The 22,353-nt window shown below is 46.7% G+C and carries 19 protein-coding genes; 17 read left to right on the top strand and 2 right to left on the bottom strand.

Going from position 1 to position 22,353, the window contains the following annotated elements:
* Window positions 1-135: 135 nt before the first annotated feature.
* Both ACFPYJ_RS30275 and ACFPYJ_RS30270 read right to left on the bottom strand, forming a co-directional pair.
* Entirely contained in the window at window positions 136-1,233 is a 1,098-nt protein-coding gene (locus tag ACFPYJ_RS30275; protein WP_379191980.1) for a GerAB/ArcD/ProY family transporter, read from the bottom strand.
* A gap of 332 nt (window positions 1,234-1,565) precedes the next feature.
* The gene (locus ACFPYJ_RS30270; protein ID WP_379191979.1) at window positions 1,566-2,972 is read right to left on the bottom strand and encodes an MFS transporter; all 1,407 of its coding nucleotides are present in this window, start codon (window positions 2,970-2,972) and stop codon (window positions 1,566-1,568) included.
* A gap of 582 nt (window positions 2,973-3,554) precedes the next feature.
* Here ACFPYJ_RS30270 and ACFPYJ_RS30265 point away from each other — a divergent pair.
* The 17 genes from ACFPYJ_RS30265 (at window position 3,555) to ACFPYJ_RS30185 (ending at window position 22,322) form a co-directional block, all read left to right on the top strand.
* On the top strand, window positions 3,555-4,394 hold the full coding sequence (locus tag ACFPYJ_RS30265; protein WP_379191978.1) for a phytanoyl-CoA dioxygenase family protein: 840 nt from the start codon (window positions 3,555-3,557) through the stop codon (window positions 4,392-4,394).
* Window positions 4,395-4,531: 137 nt separating this feature from the next.
* Window positions 4,532-6,160, top strand: coding sequence for an extracellular solute-binding protein (locus ACFPYJ_RS30260; protein ID WP_379191977.1), 1,629 nt, complete (start codon window positions 4,532-4,534; stop codon window positions 6,158-6,160).
* An 11-nt stretch (window positions 6,161-6,171) separates the two neighbouring features.
* Window positions 6,172-7,149: an ABC transporter permease gene (locus ACFPYJ_RS30255; protein ID WP_379191976.1), complete on the top strand. Its 978-nt coding sequence runs from the start codon at window positions 6,172-6,174 to the stop codon at window positions 7,147-7,149.
* 19 nt (window positions 7,150-7,168) lie between these two features.
* Window positions 7,169-8,047 carry a carbohydrate ABC transporter permease gene (locus tag ACFPYJ_RS30250; protein ID WP_379192001.1) on the top strand — a complete coding sequence of 293 codons (879 nt, stop codon included), beginning with the start codon at window positions 7,169-7,171 and terminating at the stop codon, window positions 8,045-8,047.
* 37 nt (window positions 8,048-8,084) lie between these two features.
* Window positions 8,085-9,335 (top strand): Gfo/Idh/MocA family protein, encoded by a 1,251-nt coding sequence (locus tag ACFPYJ_RS30245; protein ID WP_379191975.1) that lies wholly within the window; start codon window positions 8,085-8,087, stop codon window positions 9,333-9,335.
* The gene (locus ACFPYJ_RS30240; RefSeq protein WP_379191974.1) at window positions 9,317-11,287 is read left to right on the top strand and encodes an alpha/beta hydrolase; all 1,971 of its coding nucleotides are present in this window, start codon (window positions 9,317-9,319) and stop codon (window positions 11,285-11,287) included. The genes ACFPYJ_RS30245 and ACFPYJ_RS30240 overlap by 19 nt, the downstream gene beginning before the upstream one ends.
* Window positions 11,288-11,550: 263 nt before the next feature.
* Window positions 11,551-12,501 carry a 6-phosphogluconolactonase gene (locus ACFPYJ_RS30235; RefSeq protein WP_379191973.1) on the top strand — a complete coding sequence of 317 codons (951 nt, stop codon included), beginning with the start codon at window positions 11,551-11,553 and terminating at the stop codon, window positions 12,499-12,501.
* Window positions 12,502-12,522: 21 nt separating this feature from the next.
* Window positions 12,523-13,227, top strand: coding sequence for a PIG-L deacetylase family protein (locus ACFPYJ_RS30230; protein WP_379191972.1), 705 nt, complete (start codon window positions 12,523-12,525; stop codon window positions 13,225-13,227).
* Window positions 13,228-13,273: 46 nt separating this feature from the next.
* A complete protein-coding gene (locus tag ACFPYJ_RS30225) occupies window positions 13,274-14,290 on the top strand; it encodes a Gfo/Idh/MocA family protein (protein ID WP_379191971.1) in 1,017 nt (338 codons plus the stop codon).
* A 77-nt stretch (window positions 14,291-14,367) separates the two neighbouring features.
* Window positions 14,368-15,318, top strand: a complete 951-nt coding sequence (locus tag ACFPYJ_RS30220) for a carbohydrate ABC transporter permease (RefSeq protein WP_379191970.1) — start codon at window positions 14,368-14,370, stop codon at window positions 15,316-15,318.
* A gap of 75 nt (window positions 15,319-15,393) precedes the next feature.
* Window positions 15,394-16,200 carry a carbohydrate ABC transporter permease gene (locus ACFPYJ_RS30215; protein WP_379192000.1) on the top strand — a complete coding sequence of 269 codons (807 nt, stop codon included), beginning with the start codon at window positions 15,394-15,396 and terminating at the stop codon, window positions 16,198-16,200.
* Between the two features lie 97 nt (window positions 16,201-16,297).
* Window positions 16,298-17,677: an ABC transporter substrate-binding protein gene (locus tag ACFPYJ_RS30210; protein WP_379191969.1), complete on the top strand. Its 1,380-nt coding sequence runs from the start codon at window positions 16,298-16,300 to the stop codon at window positions 17,675-17,677.
* Window positions 17,678-17,741: 64 nt separating this feature from the next.
* Window positions 17,742-18,575: a sugar phosphate isomerase/epimerase family protein gene (locus tag ACFPYJ_RS30205; RefSeq protein ID WP_379191968.1), complete on the top strand. Its 834-nt coding sequence runs from the start codon at window positions 17,742-17,744 to the stop codon at window positions 18,573-18,575.
* 27 nt (window positions 18,576-18,602) lie between these two features.
* Window positions 18,603-19,466, top strand: a complete 864-nt coding sequence (locus ACFPYJ_RS30200) for a sugar phosphate isomerase/epimerase family protein (protein ID WP_379191967.1) — start codon at window positions 18,603-18,605, stop codon at window positions 19,464-19,466.
* A 65-nt stretch (window positions 19,467-19,531) separates the two neighbouring features.
* Window positions 19,532-20,491, top strand: coding sequence for a Gfo/Idh/MocA family protein (locus ACFPYJ_RS30195; RefSeq protein WP_379191966.1), 960 nt, complete (start codon window positions 19,532-19,534; stop codon window positions 20,489-20,491).
* A gap of 24 nt (window positions 20,492-20,515) precedes the next feature.
* Window positions 20,516-21,538 carry a Gfo/Idh/MocA family protein gene (locus tag ACFPYJ_RS30190; RefSeq protein ID WP_379191965.1) on the top strand — a complete coding sequence of 341 codons (1,023 nt, stop codon included), beginning with the start codon at window positions 20,516-20,518 and terminating at the stop codon, window positions 21,536-21,538.
* A 13-nt stretch (window positions 21,539-21,551) separates the two neighbouring features.
* Window positions 21,552-22,322 (top strand): sugar phosphate isomerase/epimerase family protein, encoded by a 771-nt coding sequence (locus ACFPYJ_RS30185; RefSeq protein ID WP_379191964.1) that lies wholly within the window; start codon window positions 21,552-21,554, stop codon window positions 22,320-22,322.
* Window positions 22,323-22,353 lie beyond the last annotated feature (31 nt).

Here is a 22,353-nt window from a genome sequence, read left to right as displayed (position 1 = left end):
ATGCGAATGATGATAGATAATGTATGCATTGGTTTAACTGGAAAGATAGGTTTTAAAATAGAGCGCGGCCTTCGGGTCAGCGCTCTTACTTTGTAATAAGGTTGAAAATTATTGTGAAGCTTGAAGCATTTCGTCTCATGCGTGCTCACCTTCCTTCTCCTTATTCTTGCGGATTGCACCGACAAACCATAATAATAGTGGAATGAATATAAAATTTACAGGAAGCACAAAGGGGATTAAGTATTTCTGGTTGTATTCGATCCCGAAAAGTTCGTTAGCGGGCAGCATGGCAAGGAAGAGAACAATAGGTATAACGACCCAAATCAATGCTCGCCAATTTTGGATGCGAAAAAATTGCGCAGTGCCGTAGCAGCATATAAACACGTACAAACTTAATTTGATAAAAAAGCTTGTCATCCAGACCACAATAATGATTACATCCACATTTTGAATAAACTCCATCATGGAAATAAATCGGACTACATCATAAAATGCATACATCATACGACCAGATAAATTAGGTCCGAAAGTCATGATGACGAATAGGGTAGCGATAAAAACAAAACCGAACGCAATGCCCACTCCCCATATTGCTTGGGATGGCCCCTTCTTTGGTTCGTTCATAAAGGCTATGAGCATCACCAACATGAAAGTTTCCGCCAACAGGGAAGTCGGCGATAGAGAGCCTTTCATTATATCCTTCCAACCGGAATCCGTAAAAACTGGAAGCAGCATATGCCAATCCAGATTGTTCAAGCTTAGACAGAAAATGAATATAAGCGTGATAAAAATTAGAGGGCCTATTACCTCGCTGCACCGTGCAATTCCTTCTATGCCACCTTCATATAGAGCGTATAAAACTAAGAGCAGCATGGAAGCAATGAGGATAAGTACGGGTGTTCTGTGAAACAACGCAAGGTGAAGGAAGTCCGAGGACCTACGTATAATAACAGCCGACCCTGTATACCATTGGAAAAAATAAGTTATAATTACGATTTTTCCGAGCCATTTCCCCAAGATCGTCTGGGTAAATTCGATGAAGGTTTGATTAGGATAAAGAACAGAAACCTTGGCTGAAACGTATGTAATTCCAATACCGGCCACCCCGGCTAACAGGACAGAAATCCACGCGTCTTGTTTAGATTGAGCTATGGCCTGAGTTAATCTAAGCAAAATCATTCCGATTTGCATAGAAAATATTAACCATAAAATCTGTAATCCGGATATTTTCAAGTCTACGTCTCCTTTCCTGTTCGGAGTCTTATGTCCTGAATTTGAATAAAGTGGTAATAAAACAAACATTTAATAAACTTGTTATTCCCATTAATAGTAATATCAATCCAAAATTACTTATTTAACTCAATTACATTACTGCAGTATGAAATTGGCAAATAAGCTTTGATTATTCCTATAAATATCTGTTTAGCCGTCGTTCAATAGCTAGGCTTGCTAGGCAGTCATTCCAGACGGTTCAGAAAATACGAAACGACCGCTCTCCCGTGGAATACCGAGAAGCGGCCGCTGCTTAATATAAATGTCTTAGATTGTAATGGTTATGTGCGGGTTTAATTCCTGCTGACTGTCCGGAATACCTCTTCTTGGCTCTGCGGCTTGTCCCGTGGCCTCAACCAGCCTATAACGGCACCTCCCATGCAGAAAAGGAAGCAAATTCCAAACAAGACCCGCAGAGATAAGTTAACATTATTTTCGCTAGAGTCGTACCCCATGTCGCCTACAAGCAAAGTCGCCAGACCTATCCCGGCGATCATGCCGAGGTAACGGACCAGCGCAAGCAGGCTGCCGGCCAAGCTAATCTTCGATTCGGGGGCGGAGCTCATGATTTCCGCGTTGTTTGTCGCATGGAACAATCCCATGCCAATTCCAAATAATACGAGATGAAAACTTATACTGATCACCGTAACAGAGCTGAAGCAAGCGATAGACAGCATCGATACCGAGCAGAACAGAGATCCTAACGTTATTGGAAAAAAACCGCCGTAGCGGTCACGAAACCAACCGGCAAAAGGGGCGACCACTCCCATGAGAAGCGGCTGTAATATAAGAAGTGCACCGGTGATCGAGGTCGAATAGCCGAGCTGCCCTTGGAGGTAAAACGTGATCGGAATGATCGTCGCCACCTGCGACAAATTGATGAAGAAGCTGCTGGCGTTGCCGAGCAGTATTTTACGCTGGCTGAATAGTTCGCGGTCGATTATACCGTAAGTAATGCGTCTCTGGTATAACCATAAAGCGAAAATCAGAAAAAGACCGATTGCAGCTTCGACCTTAGCCGCAGACGTAAATCCGTTGGAATCTTTGCTTGCTTCAGCGGCCAGCATCAGAACTGAAACGGCAGCCGCAAGCAGGAGTGAACCGGGGATGTCCAACGATCCTTTCATTCCGCTGCCTTTGCTGCGAGGAAACCAACGAAGACCAAGTATAAAGGCGATTAAACCGAGCGGAACGTTTATTAAAAACAGCCAAGGCCAACTCGTAAATTCAAGCAGCATTCCGCCTAATGCCGGGCCTGTCAATGTACCGGCGGATATGACGATAGCGTTAACGCCAAGGGCGCGGCCCCGTTCATGATCGGGGAACAACTGGCGAACTAACGCCTGGCTGTTGGCCATGATCATGGCGGCCCCCAAGCCTTGCAGACATCTGGAAAGCAAAAGACCGAAGAGATTGTGTGAGAAGACTATCAACAAGGAACTGAGACTGAATATGAAAAAGCCCCAGCTGTATATTTGACGTCGTTCCAGCCGGTCCGACAGCTTTCCGAGGAAAGGGAGCAAGGCTGCCATACCCAGCAAATAGATAGTCGATACCCATTGTATTTGCGCTAATGGAACGGAAAACTGCTTGGACATCATTGGCAGGGACACATTCACGATGCCGACATCCAATGTAGACATGAGGGTGCCCATGTTAATAATTTGCAATATGGCCCATCTCTTCGGGTTGCTTGTCATGTTATTTATATTCACCCCATTCCTGGAATCAGTCTTAGGAATAGAAATCGATTACTATACAATTCCATTATATCTCAATTAAATCTATTGTCCAAAAGATTTATTCCAAATATTCAAATTAATTTGCTGCAAATGGCTCCATTCGTTGAATTCAATCGAATCGGTTCGGTTCGGCTCGAAAAATAAGCTATTGACGTCCGCGAATTGTGTTAGTATCATGTAAACATACTTAACATAAGCGATTATATCTCATCAAACAGCTTCGATAATTAAAATGTTCCGATGATTAAAATGTTCTGAGGTACATGATCCATTCTTGATTTTTTTTCGAAAAAAAGAAATCGATTTCTATAAATTCCCTTCTACCTTGATCCATTCATTTTACAATTGGCTCCTTAATCTGTGTATAACGTAAGTTGTTATATAATTTAATTCTAAAATAGGAGGTAGTCATTTTTAACGAGTAATAATATCAGATTTTTCAGACTTTAATTTACCTCTCAAGCTTTGTGACAAATCATCTTGGAATGGAACATTTTTTCCTTGAAACGAGAAGATCACGTAAGGAGGAATGATTGGTCAATGAGAAATGTTTCGGACGAACAGCATGCGAGAGAAATCTCCAAAACCATGTACCGGTATGACAAGACGGCGAGCCATCGTTCGGCAGTTTTAGACGATGTAGGGAAAGAGCAGGTTCAACGTTATTTGGAAGAAGGGTACCTTGTCATCGACCGGTTTCTTTCGGATCGGGAAATAGGAGCGGCGCTGAACGAAATATCTGATATTATTCATGAGCGGCTTCAAGGTCCCAAAGTCCAGTTCATTAAACCGAAGCATGAATTAAAAACCCCTGAGGAACGGGAACTGGCAGTCCGGAAAGTATACGATTATATCGATTACGCACCGGTACTTCATGAAATTGCGCACCATGAAAGACTCCTTCAAGTAATTGAGAGCCTGCTTGGCGATAAACCAATGCTGGTCGGAAATCAGGGACTCCTGAAGCCTCCATACGGAGGAACGGAAAAGCCGTGGCATCAAGATATGGCTTACGGCGGATTATTCTTCAAAAAGCAAATTCTCGGCGTATGGATCGCTCTCGACGAAGCCGGGCTGGACAACGGATGCATGCATATCATTCCCCGTTCGCATTTGGGAGGTGGCGTGCCTCATTATTCGATTCGTGACTGGCAAATGTGCGACAGCCATGTAGATGTGGAGCGTGACGTTGCCGTACCTCTCAAGCCTGGAGGAGCACTTATTTTTTCCGGTCTTCTACATCATGGAACCCCCGCTAACTTCTCTGCCCAAAAAAGACGCGCTCTCCAGCTGCGTTATGCGCCGGCATCTTCGAAACTTATGAAAAAAGAAGAATTTAAGTTGATGTTTACAAACGAATTGACGGACGCGGAATGCTGATCCCCTATTAGAAATCGATTACTATCATAGAATGCAACTAATAGAAATTCCCATCTGTTTACTTCGTCAAATATTATCCACGGCGCTTCGTTTAGCCGAAGTTGAGAACTTTATTTGATCAAGGGAGGATTTTTTCAATGGTTAAAAGAAGACGAACGCTTGCCGCCACGGTAGTACTGGTTTCCGTGATTGCCACGACCGGCTGCCAATCCCAGGGAAATAAAGTGGATTCCACCGCAAAGCTTGATTTGTCCAAGCCTGCGGAAAATTATTCGCTGCCTATCGTAACAGATGGATCTGTTACGCTAACGTTTTCAGGGAACGATAATTATTACGCTCCCAGAAGTTTTTCGCAAAATCTTCCGGTATGGGCACAAATCGAGAAAAAGACCGGCGTAAAAATCAAATGGGACGTCACTCCCTCCAGCCAATACCAGCAAGTGATTAAAGTGCGCTTGGCGGCTGCCCAGGATTTGCCGGACATTATTACTATCCCTGACCAGTTTCCAACGAAGCTTGCAAGTGACGGGTTAATTATTCCGCTGGATGGACTGATTGATAAATACGCTCCGAATATTAAAAAATATTTACAAGAGAACCCGGATCTTTACAAGTATATGCAGGCACCGGACGGCAAAATTTACGCTATTTCTGCAGATGTCACCGGAGCGGCCTACGCGGATCCGAACGGTCTAATTATTCGACAGGATTGGTTGGATAAATTGGGGCTAACGGAACCGAAAACGTTGGACGAATGGTACACGGTGCTGAAGGCATTTAAGGAGAAAGATCCGAACGGGAACGGAAAGCCGGACGAAATTCCGTATTCCCCGAATTATAATTTGGATGGAATCAACGTCTTCGGAAGCGCATTAGGTCTGCATTTGTTTTACAGCTTTGGTTACTTTCCGGACGAGAACGGGAAGATTCAATATGAATGGATGGACCCGAGAGCCGAGAAATTGATCGTCTGGTTAAATAAAATTTACAAGGAAGGTCTGCTCGATCCCCAATTTTTAAAAAATACCGACAGTGACATCTTTTCTAATATTTCAAGAAACCTTGTAGGTTCAACTAACCATTTTATAAACAACGTGAACCGCTATAATGTCGCGCAGCAGAACGCCGGTATCAAAGATGTCAATTGGCAGCTTACGCTTCCGCCCGAGAATCCAGGGTATAAGGGCTTTTATGAGAAGTACGGTCCGATGAGCGGGTGGTGGGGAATCAGCAAGGACTCCAAAAACCCGGAAGTTGCGATCAAATGGCTGGATTATATTTATGCCAGCGAAGAAGGCAGCACCGCGCTCGCTTATGGAATCGAAGGCCAAAGCTATACGATCCAAAACGGACAGCCCGAATTTACAGACTGGGTCGTTCATAACCCGGACGGATTATCATTTAATGAAGCGCTCCGTTATTTGGGAGCCATGCCTACAACGCCGTGGATCAGAAACGCCAAAGGTCCTCTTTACCAACAAGCTGCCGCTATTCTCAGAAAAGACCCGAAACTCGAAGAGATGGCAAAGAAGGTCGAATCGTATCTGACCGATCCTGTTCCGCTCAGCATGCCTTCACTCGACGAAATCCAACAGGTCTCCAGCATTCAAACTGATATCGATACATATATGGAAGAAACGCTTTCGAAATTTATAACCGGACAAGAAGAAATCGATTGGGCAAAATTCGTTTCCACACTCAAATCGATGGGGATCGACGAGATAATCAAAACCAAGCAAGCCCAGTATGATCGGATGACAAAATAGGAGGGGATAAGATGAATGTCAGGGTGGAATTTCAGGCGGATGTCCGGAAGAGCGATCTGCAAACCGATATCCGTCATAGCTGGATTCAGCAGTTGATCAAGCATGCCAGACGTGATAAAGTCCTGCTCCTCATTATCTCGCCCGTGGTCCTCTATTTTTTCATCTTTCATTACATTCCAATGTACGGTATCATCATTGCTTTCAAAAAATTTCAGCCCATAAATGGGATCCTTGGCAGTCCGTGGGCTGGATTTATGTATTTTGAGCAATTTTTCAATTCCATTTATTTTTGGCGGCTGCTGAGAAATACGCTGCTATTGAGCTTGAACACTTTGTTCTGGGGATTTCCGGTACCGATTCTGTTTGCTCTCCTAATAAACGAATTAAGAGAGAGTCTGTTCAAGAAGACCGTGCAAACAATCAGCTATTTGCCGCATTTTATTTCGATCGTTGTGGTGATCGGTATGATCGTCAACTTTACTTCACCGACAGACGGTATCATTAATCTGCTGCTGGCTAAGCTGGGTATGGAGCCGATTAACTTTTTAAACAGCCCGGATTGGTTCCGTACGATTTATGTCTCTTCTGGCATTTGGCAGGGGTTTGGATGGGGATCGATCATCTATTTGGCGGCGATCTCCGCCATTGACCCGCAGATCTATGAAGCGGCCGAAATCGACGGTGCTCGAAGATGGCACAAAATGATGCATGTCACTTTACCCGGCATACTTTCCACCGTCATCATTTTATTCATTCTTGCCGTCGGCCAATTGATGGAAGTAGGCTTTGAAAAAATATTGCTGCTCTACAGTCCGACCACATATGAAACGGCTGATGTCATCTCCACTTTTGTGTATCGGAGAGGTGTCATAAATTCCGAGTACAGCTTTTCCGCCGCAATCGGGTTGTTCAACAATTTGATCAACTTGACGCTGCTGTTGACTGTCAACTATGCAAGCAAAAAAGTTTCGGAAACTTCGTTGTGGTGATGGGAGGGATGCGGTCTTGGTGTCGTTTAATAAATCGACCGGCGAGAAGGTAACGAATGTGTTGATTTACATCAGCATGTGGGTTGTCATCATTATTACATTGTATCCGTTCATCTATGTTTTCAGCATGTCGGTCAGCGAACCTAAATATGTCGTGGATAAATCTGTATGGCTCTGGCCGAAAGGCTTCTCACTCGGTTCTTACGGCAAGGTATTCGAAAATCCGGATATTTGGAGGGCTTATTCCAATACGATTTTCTATACGGTTGCAGGAACGGTGATTAACGTCTTGATGACGATCCTAGGAGCTTACCCCCTATCGAGGCGCGGTTTTTTTGCCCGCAAGCAGCTTATGATTTTCATTGCCTTAACCATGTTTTTTAGCGGCGGGTTGATTCCTTCCTTTCTCTTAATCAATAAGCTTGGTCTGTACAATACACCGTGGGCGATCCTGCTTCCAGGGGCAGTCAGCGCGTTTCTCATCATTGTTGCGCGTTCATTCTTCCAAGGCATCCCTGAGAGCTTGCACGAATCCGCCAAATTGGACGGGGCGAACGATTTTACGATTTTGCTTCGGTTGATTATCCCGTTGTCCATGCCGATCATAGCTGTATTGACCTTATTCTACGCCGTCGGGCATTGGAACAATTTCTTCTCGGCGATGATTTATTTGCCGGACGCCAAGCTGCAGCCGCTGTCGTTATATATGGTCAAAATTCTAATCCAGAATCAGGATAGAATGACAGAGGGCATGTCAGACCAAAGCGACATTGCTTTGTTCGCCCTACAAGTGAAGTATTCCATTATTATCGTGGCGGTGCTTCCGATTCTGGTTGTGTATCCGTTTTTGCAAAAGTATTTTGTCAAAGGCGTTATGATAGGTTCCCTGAAAGAATAGAAATGCTGCGAAAACCAGCGAGATTGGGAGGATTAAGATGAAGAAATATGCGATTGTCGGTACTGGAAGCAGGGCGCTGCACATGTTTGCCAAGCCCATGTTCACGGAACTAAAGGATGACGTGCAACTGGTTGGGGTATACGACATTAACTTGCTTAGGGCCAAATTGTTCAGCCAAGAGTGCGGGGATGTTCCGGTTTACCCCGATTTTGACAAGATGCTAAAAGAAGGCGAGCCGGATACCGTTATCGTAGCGACAGTCGACCAGTTTCACCACGAATACATTATTCGCGCTCTGAACGCAGGCTGCGATGTTATTTCGGAGAAGCCGCTTACTACCGACGCCGAAAAATGCCGGGCCATCCTTGAGGCGGAACAGCGGACGGGACGGAAAGTCGCTGTGACGTTTAACTGTCGTTACATACCGTACGTCGCCCGGATCAAGGAGTTGATCAAGGAAGGAGCGGTCGGGGATATTCTCAGCATTCACTTTGAATGGAATCTCGACACTAGGCATGGGGCGGATTATTATCGCAGATGGCATCGGTCGATGGCAAACAGCGGAGGCCTGCTGATCCATAAAGCGACCCATCATTTCGACATGCTGAACTGGTGGCTTGAGGAGGACCCTGAAGAGATCAATGCGTTCGGTTCTAGACGGTTTTACGGGCCAACCCGGGAGAACAGGGGGGAACGATGCTTAACCTGCAGCCATTCGGATAGCTGTGAATTTTATTTCGATATTACGGCGGACGAATTCGCCAAAACCCATTATTATGAGGTGGAAGCTGCAGACGGCTATATCCGGGATCAATGCGTGTTCGGCGATGACATCGACATCTACGATACGATGGCCGTCAATGTCCGCTATTCGGGAGGTGCCTTGCTGACCTATTCGCTGAATGCCCACTCTCCTTACGAAGGTTGGAAAGTCTCGATCAACGGATCCTTGGGCAAAATCGAAGCGCAGGATATTCACAGCGGTCTGCAGGCGGACGAACCGACCCGATGGATTCAGGTGTACAACCGGAAAGGAGAGCAGCTTAGCTATGCGATTGAAAAAAGCGGCGGCGCCCATGGCGGAGGGGATGAACGCTTGCGAAGAATGATATTCGTCGGAGACGTGGCCGATCCGCTCGGCCAGCAGGCCGGCACCCATGCAGGAGCGATGTCTATGTTGATCGGGGCTGCTGCAAATCTATCGATCGTTTCAGGGAAACCCGTTACCATTAAGGAACTTCTGCATGAACCAAAGGAGGAGACAATCGAATGCGTATCCAAAGTTTAGAGAATTACACACTCTCGATTTATGATGTGAAGGATCAATTGAAGCGAATGGTTTACTCCCGTTCCCAAGAGGCTTTTGCGGATGGAGACGAAGCGCGCGACACGATTCAAACCAAGGAACAGTTGGAGGAGCGCCGGACTTACCTAAGGACGAAGTTCATTGAAGCCATTGGCGGGCTGCCTCCCATGGATACCCCTCTCAATGCGAGGGTACTTGGCGCGGTAGCTGGTGATGGATTCTCCATTGAGAAAGTCGTGTACGAATCCAGGCCAAATACATTCGTCACGGCGAACCTATACGTGCCGGAGGACATCAAGTCGCCTCGGGGTGCCGTACTGTTCATGTGCGGTCACCATGATGAGGCGAAACACCATCCGGAATATCAGACGGTTTGCCAGTATCTGGTTCAAACGGGGTTGGTCGTCATGGCGATCGACCCGATCGGGCAGGGAGAACGGCTTAGTTATTACGAACCTTCCATACAAAAGCCCACAGTAAGAGGCTGTACGGGTGAACACGATTACGCGGGGAGCCAATGTTGGCCGCTTGGCGACGGTCTGGCAAGATATTTCGTGCACGATGGGATGAGAGCGATTGATTACTTGTGCACCCGTCCCGAAGTCGATCCTGCCAAGATCGGCGTGACCGGAAATTCCGGCGGCGGGACTCAAGTCTCCCTGATGATGATTTGCGATCCGCGCATCGCCGCGGCCGCTCCGGCAACGTTTATTATGAGCCGGGAAATTTATCAGCTGGCAGGCGGGGCGCAGGATGCTGAGCAGATCTGGCCCGGCATGTCCGCGCTGGGCTTTGATCACGAAGATATCCTTCTCTCTCTCGTGCCGAAGCCGGTCTTGGTCATGGCTGTGAGATACGATTTTTTCCCGCTCGAAGGGACGCGAAGGACGATCGCACGGACGAAACGTTTTTGGGATATGTACGGGGCAGGGGATTGCCTGCAATCGGCGGAGGACAATTCGGTCCATCGTTATACATCCGTATTGGCGAAAACGGCCGCCCAGTTTTTCTCCAAGCATTTGCTCGGGGAAGCGGTAACACCTTCCGACGATCGAATCAAACCGTTCGAACCGGCAAGCTTGTGGTGTACAAGATCCGGTCAGGTCCGGGGGGAATTCCCGGAAGCGCGAGCGGTCTATGAGGAGAACTGGGACCGGGCGGATGAATTGGAAGCCTTGCGTTCGGAGCATACCGAAGAGCAGCGGAGGGAGAAAGCGCTGTTCTGGCTGAGAGAGAAGGTCTTCTCTCTACGAAAACCTTGCGATTTGAATCCAAGGCTTTACATGATGCAAGGGCAGGTTGACGAGCTTCAAGTGTACAATGCAATCTGGTGGGCGCAGGAAGGAATCTTTAATCATGCTTTTGTTTTCAGGGATTGCCGGTATGAAGGCATCGAATTGCCGGTAACTTTTGCCGTATGGGACGGCGGAACCAGCCGCATGCATGCTCATTTGCAGTGGCTGCGTCATACCTGCGCTATAGGAAGAGCCGTTATCGTGCTCGATGTTTCCGGTGTCGGACCTTTGACTCCTCATTCGTTGATGAATAACGACCCGTTGGAGCTTTATGAAATCATTCACAAATTAACGAACGATTTGATGTGGTTGAACGACAGCATGGCGGCGCTGCGAACCTTTGATGTAATCAGGGCGCTTGATCTACCGGGATGGCTTCCGCACATGAAAAGCGATGATTTGCAACTCTACGCAAGCGGATGCCAAGGGATGTACGGCGAATTGGCGTCGGTATTGGACAGACGGATCCGGAGTATTAAATCAGAGAACGGTTTGGGAAGCGTCGCGGACTGGGTGAGATCGAGGCATTATGATACACACGATATTATGAGCGTCGTGCTGCCGGGAATGCTTCATTATTTTGATTTGCCTGATCTGGTAAAATGGCGGACTCAAGTCATTCAGAAACAAGAAGTATAAATGTAGAAGATTCCTGTTCTTCCTTGCAGGCCGATTGTTCCTCGCATGGGGACTGCTCGTTGTCTTCCTGCTGTTCGTATTCCTCCATGCCAATGAGCTGTTAGAGGGCGAACCGCAGAAGGAGTGAAGCCGTTTGTTTATGCGGGCGACAATCGGTCTGATCAGTACGGCACTTATAGAAATCGATTACTAGACTCCCTGTCTTTTATCGTTTTTTTCGATTCAATTAACTAGCTCCTACAATATATAGGGAGGTATATTAAATGAATTTATTATCTACGATTAAAGGTTCGATGCTGGAATCCTGGTTGCCTTCCGGTTGGGATTTGGCGGCAATCGACCGATGTTCCGGACATTCGCCGGAGCAAGTTTTTGATCGGCAGAACCATTGGAATGACGAATTTCAGCCTGTCATTTGTGACACTATCCACGAATTTGATACATACATGGGGCACGAAATGGCTCTGAAGATTAAAGCCTCCAGGGAACGTGGAGAAAAGCTTGCGATGATTCTGCCTGCCGGGCCTATGGGAATGTATAAATGGGCCGTTTATTTTCTTCAGAGTTGGGGGGTCCATACCGATCATGTGTATGGTTTCAATATGGATGAATGGAGCGATTCGGAAGGAAATACGCTGCTGCCGTCCAATCCTGGTTCTTTTCAATATGGAATGGAACAAGCTTTCTACGGTCCATTAGGGGAGTTAACCGTTCCTGAGAACCAAAGAAATTTCGCTACGAAAGATAATCTTCCAAGGTATGCGGATAAATTGAACGACCTTAAGGCGCAAGGTGCAAAGTTGATTGTCGTTTACGGGATCGGCAGAGTATTCCACATTGCCTTCTGGGAGCCGCATTTTGCCGCAGAATTTGAAAGCGAACAGGAATGGGCGAAACAGACGCATCGTCTTGGCGCTAACCTGCATCCGCTGACGATCGAACAAAACGCCATTACAAGCTTTAAGAGCCGCACGACTCTGGTCCCTTGCTATGCAAATACGATTGGACCGGGCTTGTTCCTCCAAGCCGATTATGCGATCGGAGGAGCCGACGGCGCCATGGGCCGGGGTATGATGTGGCAGGGAATGTCTTTATGGACGACATTAAGATACGGCCAATCCCCTTGGGTTCCATCGTCTTATATGCCTACAATGCCGGGCAAGTTATTTTTCTTGAAGGAACTGGCCGGTCCTCTGACGGCTGAATTGAATTAGGTACGAAAAGGAGAAGCTGCGATGAACATTCTAGCAATTGGTGCCCACCCGGACGATTTGGAAATTTCCTGTGCCGGAACTTTGACAAAATTGAAGCAGGCTGGACATGAAGTGGTTTTATGCCATGCCAGCAGCGGAGATAAAGGCCATTACCAAATTCCTGCGGAGGAGCTCATCCGTATCCGTCAACTGGAAGCGCAGCAAGCGGGGGAATTGATCGGCAGCCGGGTCATTTCCCTGGGGTTAAAGGATGGAGAGATCCATTCTGAAAATGAATCTGCAAGGACTGTATTTATCGAACTTATTCGCTCGGTTCAACCCGATATGGTGATCACTCATGCGCCTAATGATTATATGCCCGATCACGTTGCCGTCAGCAAGCTTGTTTTTGACACGACATTTATTGCGACTATTCCCGGGTTTTCCAACCTTTATCCGATTGCCAAAAAAGTACCCGCCTTATTTTATATGGATAATCTCTCCGGGATTGATTTTCAACCAACGATTTATGTCGATGTCACCTCTACGTTTAAAACGAAGCTGGACATGCTTCGGAAACACCAAAGCCAGTTGGTCTGGTTAAAGGAACATGATGAAGTAGACATTGTAGATTTTGTTGAAACATTGGGGAAAATGAGGGGCATTCAGGCAGGATGCAGATATGCAGAAGGATTTATTCAGCATATGGCATGGACTCGGCCCAATTCGGTAAGATTCCCTGTTTGAACCAGGCGATTTTTTCTATGCCGCTTAATTGAAGGAGGTCGTAAGGATGACGATCAAATTTGCTGTAGTCGGGACAGGCTGGGTTGCCGGGGAATACTTGAAAGCGATCAATGGCCATCCACAAGCAGAAATTTATGGGGTAGTGTCCCGAAACCGCGATCATGCCCAACATCTAATAGCCCGGTTAGGAATACAAACAAGGATTTTTGATTCATATGAGCAAGCGGTGAAAGATCCGCAAGTAGACGCGGTCGTTCTCTGCTCTACGCCGGACGTTCGCGCGGAACAAACGATTCTGGCTGCACAGCATGGAAAGCATCTTGTGATTGAAAAGCCCATGGCCATGGATAGGGAAAGCCTCTGGGCGATGGCTCAAGCTTTAGAAGAAAATCCGGTAACGACCGTCGTCAGCTTTGTTCTCCGTTGGAACCCGGCGTTTAACACCATCAAGTCTTTGATTGACGACGATGCATTAGGCCGCGTCTTTATGGCACAAATTGATTACTGGCACCATATTGGCCCGCACTATGATCAATATCGCTGGAGCAGCAAAAAAGAACTGGGAGTAAGCAGCATGCTTTCCGCGGGCTGCCATGCGGTAGATGCCGTTCGTTATTTTGCCGGTGATGTCGAGGAAGTTACTGCCTACAGCTGCTCGACGTGGTCACATTCGGAATATGAATTTGATCCGAACGCCATTGCCATCTTTAAATTAAAGAACGGCGGCATTGCCAAAGTTTCTTCATCCCTCGAATGCAAGACCCCATATAAATTCAACATTCATCTCCTTGGCGAGAAGGGTTCGGTTATGAATAACCAACTTTTCACACACAAACTTCCCGGTCAGACCGATTATGCGACTATTCCCACGATCCTTCCCGATAGCGGAGATGTAACCCATCATCCGTTCGTACAAGAAATTGAAGATTTTGTAGAAGCGATACTGGGGGGAAGACAATCCAGATGCGATTTCTTCGATGCCTTCAAATCGATGGAAGTTTGTTTTGCGATCGATGAATCGGCCGCAACCGGAAATAAAATCACTTTACCGTTGTCGGGATAGGTCGATCCGCATATGACAGGCAACTCAAATCCGCTGCACAACGCCGACCGGTAAAAACCGGTGGAAGGGGGATAAACATGCCCGTTTTAACGCAACCCGCAAGGAGTCAAACCGTTCTGGCTGCACACGGACGAAGAAAAAAGTTGAGTCGTAATGATTTGATGGGCTTTGTTTTCGTCTCACCGTTAGTATTTGGGATTTTGGCTTATGCGATCTATCCGATGTTCGTCGCACTTTATATAAGCTTCCAACAAACGTCAGGCGCGACGTTGGCGGGAAAATGGGTCGGGTTGTCCAACTATAATTATATACTTCATGATCCGGTCTTTTGGAATTCACTTTATAACACCTTTTATATGGGCATCTTGTCCGTTGCTTTGGGGATCACCGTTTCGTTCGTTTTGGCCAGCATGATCAACAGTGTCAAGGGTGCCCGGTTTAAAAATATTTTCAAGGGTGTTTACTTCCTGCCCAATGTCGTGTCTGCAGTGGCAACGACCCTGTTGTTTTCTTTTCTGTTTTTTCCGACGAATCAAGGGCTATTGAACTTTGCTTTGGGAATTTTCCACATTGAGCCAATCGGTTGGTTTACGGACCCGAAATTTTCTCGTTTCAGTATTGTGCTGATGAGTATGTGGGGAGCGCTTGGCTATAACACGATTATTTTCATTGCCGGTTTGCAAAATGTCCCCCGGGATCTGTATGAAGCCGCCGAGGTTGATGGAGCAAACGGTTTGAAGAAGTGGCTGCACATAACAATTCCGTATATGCGGCCGATCTTCGTGTTCATGATCGTTTTGGGTACGATCGGCAGCATGAAACGTTTTACGGATGTTTGGCTCATCGGCGGAACGGCCGGAAACCCCGGGGGGACGTTATTGACCTCGGTCTTGTATATTTACAGGAATGCTTTTCTGGCCGGACAGATGGGATTGGCAACAGCGGCATCCTACCTTTTGTTCATTGTCATCCTCATCATGACGTTTTTCATGCTTAAATTGAATCGAAAGAAAGACAGTTTTGATTGACGGGAGGGATGAACCATGTCTGCCTTCGTATTTAAGGCTGCTTCCAGGCGCCGCAATGAAGCCATCGTCCAATGGATGCTGTTGATCTTATTAACCATAGGTTCTTTTGTCATGATCCTACCCTTGATATGGATGCTGAGCACCAGCTTTGACTGGTCTGCCAGACTTGAAATCGGTTTTCCGCCGAGATTTTGGCCCGAGGATCCGTCTTTAAAAAATTATAAAGCGGCATTTACTAACGTTCCCATGTTGAAATACATTTTCAATTCATTGGTGGTCAGTGCCGGAGTCATTGGTGTGAGTGTCATGTCCGCGCTGCTGTCCGGGTACGCTCTCTCCAAAATCCGTTTCCGGGGATCCAATCTGGTTCTCGTTCTGGCTTTAAGCACAATCATGATCCCGTTTGAAATGACCATGATTCCGCAATTTTTGTTGTTCAGCAAAATAAACCTGATCGATTCGTACTGGGCTTTTTATTTGCCGGCATTGAACTACGCGTTTGGAACCTTTTTGGCCAAAGCGTTTATCGACCAGCTTCCCTCAGGTTTGCGGGAGGCGGGCGTCATCGACGGGGCCAATGAGTTCACGGTATTCGGTAAAATCTATTTTCCGATATGTACCCCTATTGTTGCGACGCTGGTCATCCTATTATTCCTTGGGGTATGGAACGACTTGCTATGGCCGCTGTTAGTGCTGAAGAGCGCGTCCAAATTTACGATCCAGCTGGGCCTTGCGATGTTCACCTATAACAACGGGATCAACCGTTTCCCATCGATTATTATGGCAGCCACGATCGTAAGTCTAGTACCTGTTATCTTCGTATATCTTTTTCTCCAAAGATATATCATCGAAAGTATTGCTCTGTCAGGGATCAAACAGTAATAGATTCCGTCTGACAAATCTGGTGGCGGGATCGATATAAAGCCAAGTTGTGTAACCGCGGTGTCAAATTGCAATTCAAATTGAAAGGAGTCTGACTATGAAAAAATTTGTTCTCCTTTTCCTAGCAATGACGATGGCCTTTTCTCTTGCAGCTTGTTCTTCGAACTCGGAAACCGCATCCGATGACGCGCCGGCAGTTACCAAAATTTCAGACATGTCAGGAACCGTGAGGGTTGCCTTGGCGGGCTGGCAGCTCGATAACGGGATCGATCCTCTTACCGGTTCGGATAGCGTCGGACTTAATCAATTCCTGAATGAAACCTTTAAGAAAATGTACCCGAACATTAAATTGGAGATCTATCAGGTCCCTTGGGAAAACGCAAAGGCCAAAGAATATTCTATGCTGCTGTCTAATGACGTTGACGTGTTGTATACCGGCGGAGCGTACGCATCCCAATGGTATCAAGAAGGAATGCTGCGTGATATAGATGATCTGATAGCAGGAGATTCGAAATTCGATCCGAACATTTATCTAGATGGGGTTTGGAGTAATTCTTACAGCACGAAGTCCCCAGATAAGAAGCATCAGTTCGGTATTCCTGCCGTTCTCGGAAGAAGAATGACCATTTATGACAAGAAGCTGTTTGAAGACTGGGGAGTTTCTCTCTTACCCGAAAAAGCTACGGCAGATGATATTTTGAATGCAGCATTGAAGATGACAGGCAAGAATCCAAAAACCGGCGAACAGAACTATGGATTTTATTGGAGCGGAAATACGATCAACGGTTCCACTTTCGTAGCGTTAACTCTTGCGTTTGGTGCAAAAGGTGCTGAAGGAAGCCTTAGTGACATGAAGAACATCAAGTGGCAGCTGAATACTCCGGAAATGGTCAAAGTAATGGAGTGGTTGAAAAAAGCGGCGCCGTTAGCACCTCCTGGATTTGTGAATTCTCAAGGGGGGGAAAACTTCGGTTTGGCTAAAAACAATATTGCGATTGGTCTTGATCAGACCGGCGCCCCCACGATGAGCGATTATACAACCTCCAAAGACAAGGCCCTGTTGGATCGTTTCGCAACAGCGATGAATATGGGACCAAAAGGAGAAAGCTGGGTGGCCGTCGACCCGTTCATCATGGCCAAGAACGCCAAAGATGTCAAAGCTTCGTGGGAAGTAATGAAATTCCTGTCCGGATATGAAACACAGAAGCATAACTACCAATATTTCGCCAATACCCCGACGTTGAAGAATCCGGATTTCATACTGCCTGAAGACAAGTACGTAAAGGAAGCGCTGAACATAGCTAACGTTGGTCATTCCGAATTGATGGATGAAGCCAATCCCTTCTTCTTGAGCGATATTTCACCAGCTGTCAACGGCTTCATTAGCCAGGCGGCAAAAGGAAACGCGCCGGACATCCAAACATTCCTGAACGGTCTGCAAAAGCGTGCGGAGAACTGGTCGAAGAATTTGAAGTAAACAGAACGGGGCGCGGCAAGTATGCCTCGTCCCCAAAAAATCTCTCAATAAGAAAGGAACGATTATGATGCTTAAAGGGATCAATCAATGGTGTTTTCCGGAAGGCACTTCGCTTGAGAAAATATTCAATACCTGCCAAAAAGCTGGATATGATGCGGTGGAATTGAATCTTTATGAGCCCGGAGGTATCGGGCTCACGATGGACACCACTGCGGTTGAAGCCGAGGCGATTGGCGCGATGGCCCGCAAATTCGGCTTGCAGCTGCGCAGTTTGTCTACCGGGCTGCTCGGAAAATACCAGCTGTCCTCGAATGACGAAGCCGTTCGGGAAATGGGCAGAAACGCGATAAAAAAACAGCTTCAACTTGCCGGTGTGCTCGGTATCGATACGATCCTTGTCATTCCAGGGCGGGTCAATGAGCAAGTTTCCTACGATGTATGCTATAAACGCAGCCAAGAGGAGTTGTTGAAAATATTGCCGGACGTCGAGGCTAACAAAATTTACCTCGGTATTGAAAACGTATGGAATAAGTTCCTTCAGTCCCCGCTGGAAATGGCCCAGTATATCGATGAACTGAATTCACCTTACGCTGCCGCTTACTATGATGTGGGAAACACTTTGATTCTTGGCTTTCCCGACCAGTGGATCCGAATCCTAGGTCACAGAATCAAAAAAGTGCATGTGAAAGATTTCAAAGCGAACGTGGGCAATTATAACGGATTCGTTCCTCTCATGGCCGGCGATGTGCCTTGGACCCGCGTTAGAGAGGCATTGCAGGAGATCGGATATACGGATGTGCTTACAGCGGAGCTGGATCCGTACGCGAGCGCGCCCGATCAATTGATTTACGACACCTCCAGACATTTGGACGTCATTATTCATGGGGAACCACGATAATTAAAAAGAGGAAAGAGGTGTTGTAAGATGAAAGTAGGTTTAAGTACATACAGTTTATCCAGAGCCGTCAAGTCCGGAGAAATGGATGTTCTGCAGGCGATTGAATGGATCGCCGCAAACGGCGGAGAGCATGTAGAAATCTCCCCGTTCGGATTTAATTTGGAGGAAACTCCCGAGTTAGCCGACGCTATCGTTCAGAAAGCCAAGGAGGTGGGAATTGAAGTTTCCAACTATTGCATTTCCGCCAATTTTATTAAGCCAAGCACGGCCGAGTATGAAGCCGAAATTGAACGCGTAAAAAGACACGTCGATATCGCGAACCGGTTAGGTGTCAAAACGATGCGGCATGACGTAGCCTCGCGGCCAAAAAACGAATGCACGATTGAACGGTTTGAATCGGATCTGGAAATGCTGGTACGTGCATGCAGAATCGTTGCTGATCACGCAGCGCGGTACGGAATCACGACAAGCATCGAAAATCACGGATTTTATATTCAATCGAGCGATAGGGTCCAAAGGTTGATTCATGCCGTCAATCGTACCAATTACAAAACAACGATGGATATCGGCAATTTCATGTGCGTTGATGAGGACCCGGTGTCTGCGGTTAAAAAGAACATTCCCTATGCTTCCATCATTCACTTGAAAGATTTTTATCTCCGACCGTCTTACCGAAACCCTGGGGAAGGATGGTTCGAAAGCTTAAGCGGCAATTATTTGAGAGGTGCGATTTTCGGGCAGGGGGACATCGACGTGACTGAAGTGGTAAGACGGATCAAGGAATCGGGCTATGACCGGTATATTTCCATCGAATTCGAAGGGATGGAAGATTGTAAGCTGGGCTCAAGAATCGGGATTGAAAATGCAAAGCGTCTATGGTTGGAAGCGTAACAGGGGATAAATCTCAATTTCAATTCGAGTTGAAGAAATGGCTAAACAAAAGGAGACGGTTGAATATGGTACGAGTAGCTGTAGTCGGCGTAGGCGGGATTGCTGCAGAACATCTGAAAAATTTGCATGACAATGAACAGGCAAAGCTTGTTGCGGTTTGCGATATTGTGCAAGCCAATGCCGATAGGGTGGCTGAACAATATGGGGTTGTTCCTTATACCGAATTCGATTTGATGCTGGAAATGGAAACAATCGATGCGCTGTTCCTTTGCGTTCCTCCTTTTGCTCATGGAGAAATGGAGGAGAAAGCAGCTGCACGAGGAATTCATCTCTTTGTAGAGAAGCCGGTAGGTTTGGATATGGAGACGGTTGAAAAAAAAGCGAAGGTGATTCGTGAATCCGGAATTATCGTAGGAACGGGCTATTGCTTGCGTTATTTGGATACCGTGGTGAAAGCCAAAGAATATTTGCAGGGCAAGACGATCGCCATGGCCCGTGCCCACCGGTTCGGCTCATTGGTGACTGTACCTTGGTGGAGCGATATGGCCAAATCCGGCGGCCAGCTTGTTGAGCAAACCACTCATAATGTGGATTTACTCAGATACTTGGCCGGCGATATAACGCAAGTTTCGGCAGATATGGCCTTACGGGTAATGGATGATGTTCCAGGAATCAATATACCGGATGTTTATTCCGTCAACTTCCGTTTTGCTTCAGGGGCGGTCGGACACATCGACACCTCGTTTGTTGACCAACCTGACGGCCGTTCAAGCCTGGAAATTATCGGACGTGGATTCAGGGTAAGCATTGACGGCACCACTTTGACCATTATGGAGAAAGAAAAGACGATTACGCATAAAAGCCGGGTAAATTTCTATAAAGAGCAGGACGATGCGTTCATTCAAGCGATTGTTACTGGGGAAACAAGCGGCATTTTGGCTCCTTACGAGGAAGGGATGAGAACCTTGGAGGTCACGCTGGCCGCCCATCTCTCCGCTGAATCGGGTTCATCCGTTAAGATCTGAACAACCGGGAAGGGTGATAATGTAATGAACAAAATGAGATTTGCCATTGTAGGTGCCGGAGTAATTGCGCCGTTTCATGCCAAGGCGATTGTACAGCATCCAGACGCTGAACTGGTAGCCGTCTCAGACATTGAAGTGGCCAAAGCGAAAAAATTGGGCGAGTTATACGCTATCCCTCACATTTATTCCGATTACGAACAAATGCTGAAGCGGGATGACATAGATGTGGTATCCGTAACGGTTCCAAGCGGCCTTCACCGCGAAGTTACGATAGCGGCAGCACAGGCAGGAAAGCATGTTTTGTGCGAGAAGCCGCTGGAAATCACATCTAACAAAATGACTCAAATGATCGAAGCATGTAAACAAAACGGAGTAAAGCTGGGCTGCGTGTTTCAACGGCGTGTCATGCCTACGTCCATTCTTGCCAAAAAGGCAATCATGGAAGGAAAATTAGGCAAGCTTGTGTTGGGAGATGCCTATTTAAAATATTACCGCAGTCCGGAATATTATCGAAGCGCCGGCTGGAGAGGCACCTGGGAATTGGACGGCGGCGGCGCTCTCATGAATCAAGGGGTACATGGAATTGACTTGATCCAATGGTTGACGGGTGACGTTTCATCCGTCTTCGCTTATTCCGCTCCGCTGCTTCGTGAAATCGAAGTCGAGGATACGGCGGTGGTAGTGCTGAAATACAAAAATGGGGCTTTCGGGGTCATTCAGGGCACTACTTCCGTATACCCGGCTCAGGAAACCAGATTCGAGCTTCATGGTGAAAAAGGCTCCATTATTTTTGGAGACAGCGGGTTTAAACAATGGAAATTTATCGACAGTGAAGAAGAAATGCCCCAGGTGGAAGCGATGGTCAACTCAAGCAGCGATCCGGCAAAAATTGCCAGCGACGGCCATTACATCCTGGTGGATGACATGATTAAGGCCATTCGGGAAGATCGTGATCCATTGATTTCCGGAGAAGAAGCGAGAAAATCGGTGGATTTGATATTGGCCATTTATGAATCTTCCAGAACAGGAAAAGAAGTCGTATTATAAAGGAAGTGATCCGATGAAATTTGGCGTTTGTGCAAGTATCGACCAAGCCGGGATCGTGAAGAAAGCAGGTTTTGATTTTATCGAGTGCACGGTCGTTTCGTTGCGACCTGAAGAAGGAGATGACGCTGTTCGCGTTCTTCTGGATAAATACCACGAGAGTCCGATTCCTGTGGAAGCATTCAATATTCTTTTGCCGAGGGATTTGAAAATAGTAGGCGAAAACGTGGATGATGATAGAGTGAAACGGTATTTGGAAAAAGCTTTGGAGAGAGTAAAGGCTGTCGGAGGCGAAATGATCGTTTTCGGGAGCGGCGGTTCAAGAACATTGCCAGATGGATTTTCCCGCGTTAAAGGAGAGGAGCAAATTCTTCATTTTCTCAATATAATTGCGGATTTCGCGGACCCATTGGGTATTACAATCGTTATCGAACCGTTAAACACTACGGAATCCAACATCATTAACAGCGTACCTGAAGCCGTTCATTTTGCTCGCATGGTGAACCGCAAGTCGATACGCGTTCTTGCGGATTTTTATCATATGTATAAGGAAAACGAACCGCTCGAGAAAATCGTTCTTTACCAAGAATGGATCAAACACATTCACGTATCGGACAGCCGGTATGCGCCGGGAATGGGCGATTATCCCTATGAGACATTTGTTGATTGTGTCAATAGGGGTCATTATGACGCGCGTATATCCATTGAGTGCCTATGGAGTAATTTTGAGCAGGAAACGGCCCAGTCAAGAATGTATCTGCATCGGCTTTTTGAAGCCGGCCGCTAAGACCTCATACTAATTTTCTCATTACAACTGT

This window comes from Paenibacillus solisilvae (assembly GCF_042656405.1).
Taxonomy (GTDB): domain Bacteria; phylum Bacillota; class Bacilli; order Paenibacillales; family Paenibacillaceae; genus Paenibacillus_Z; species Paenibacillus_Z solisilvae.
Note: the sequence above shows the minus strand (reverse complement) of the source record. Positions and strands in the feature narration are given on the sequence as shown.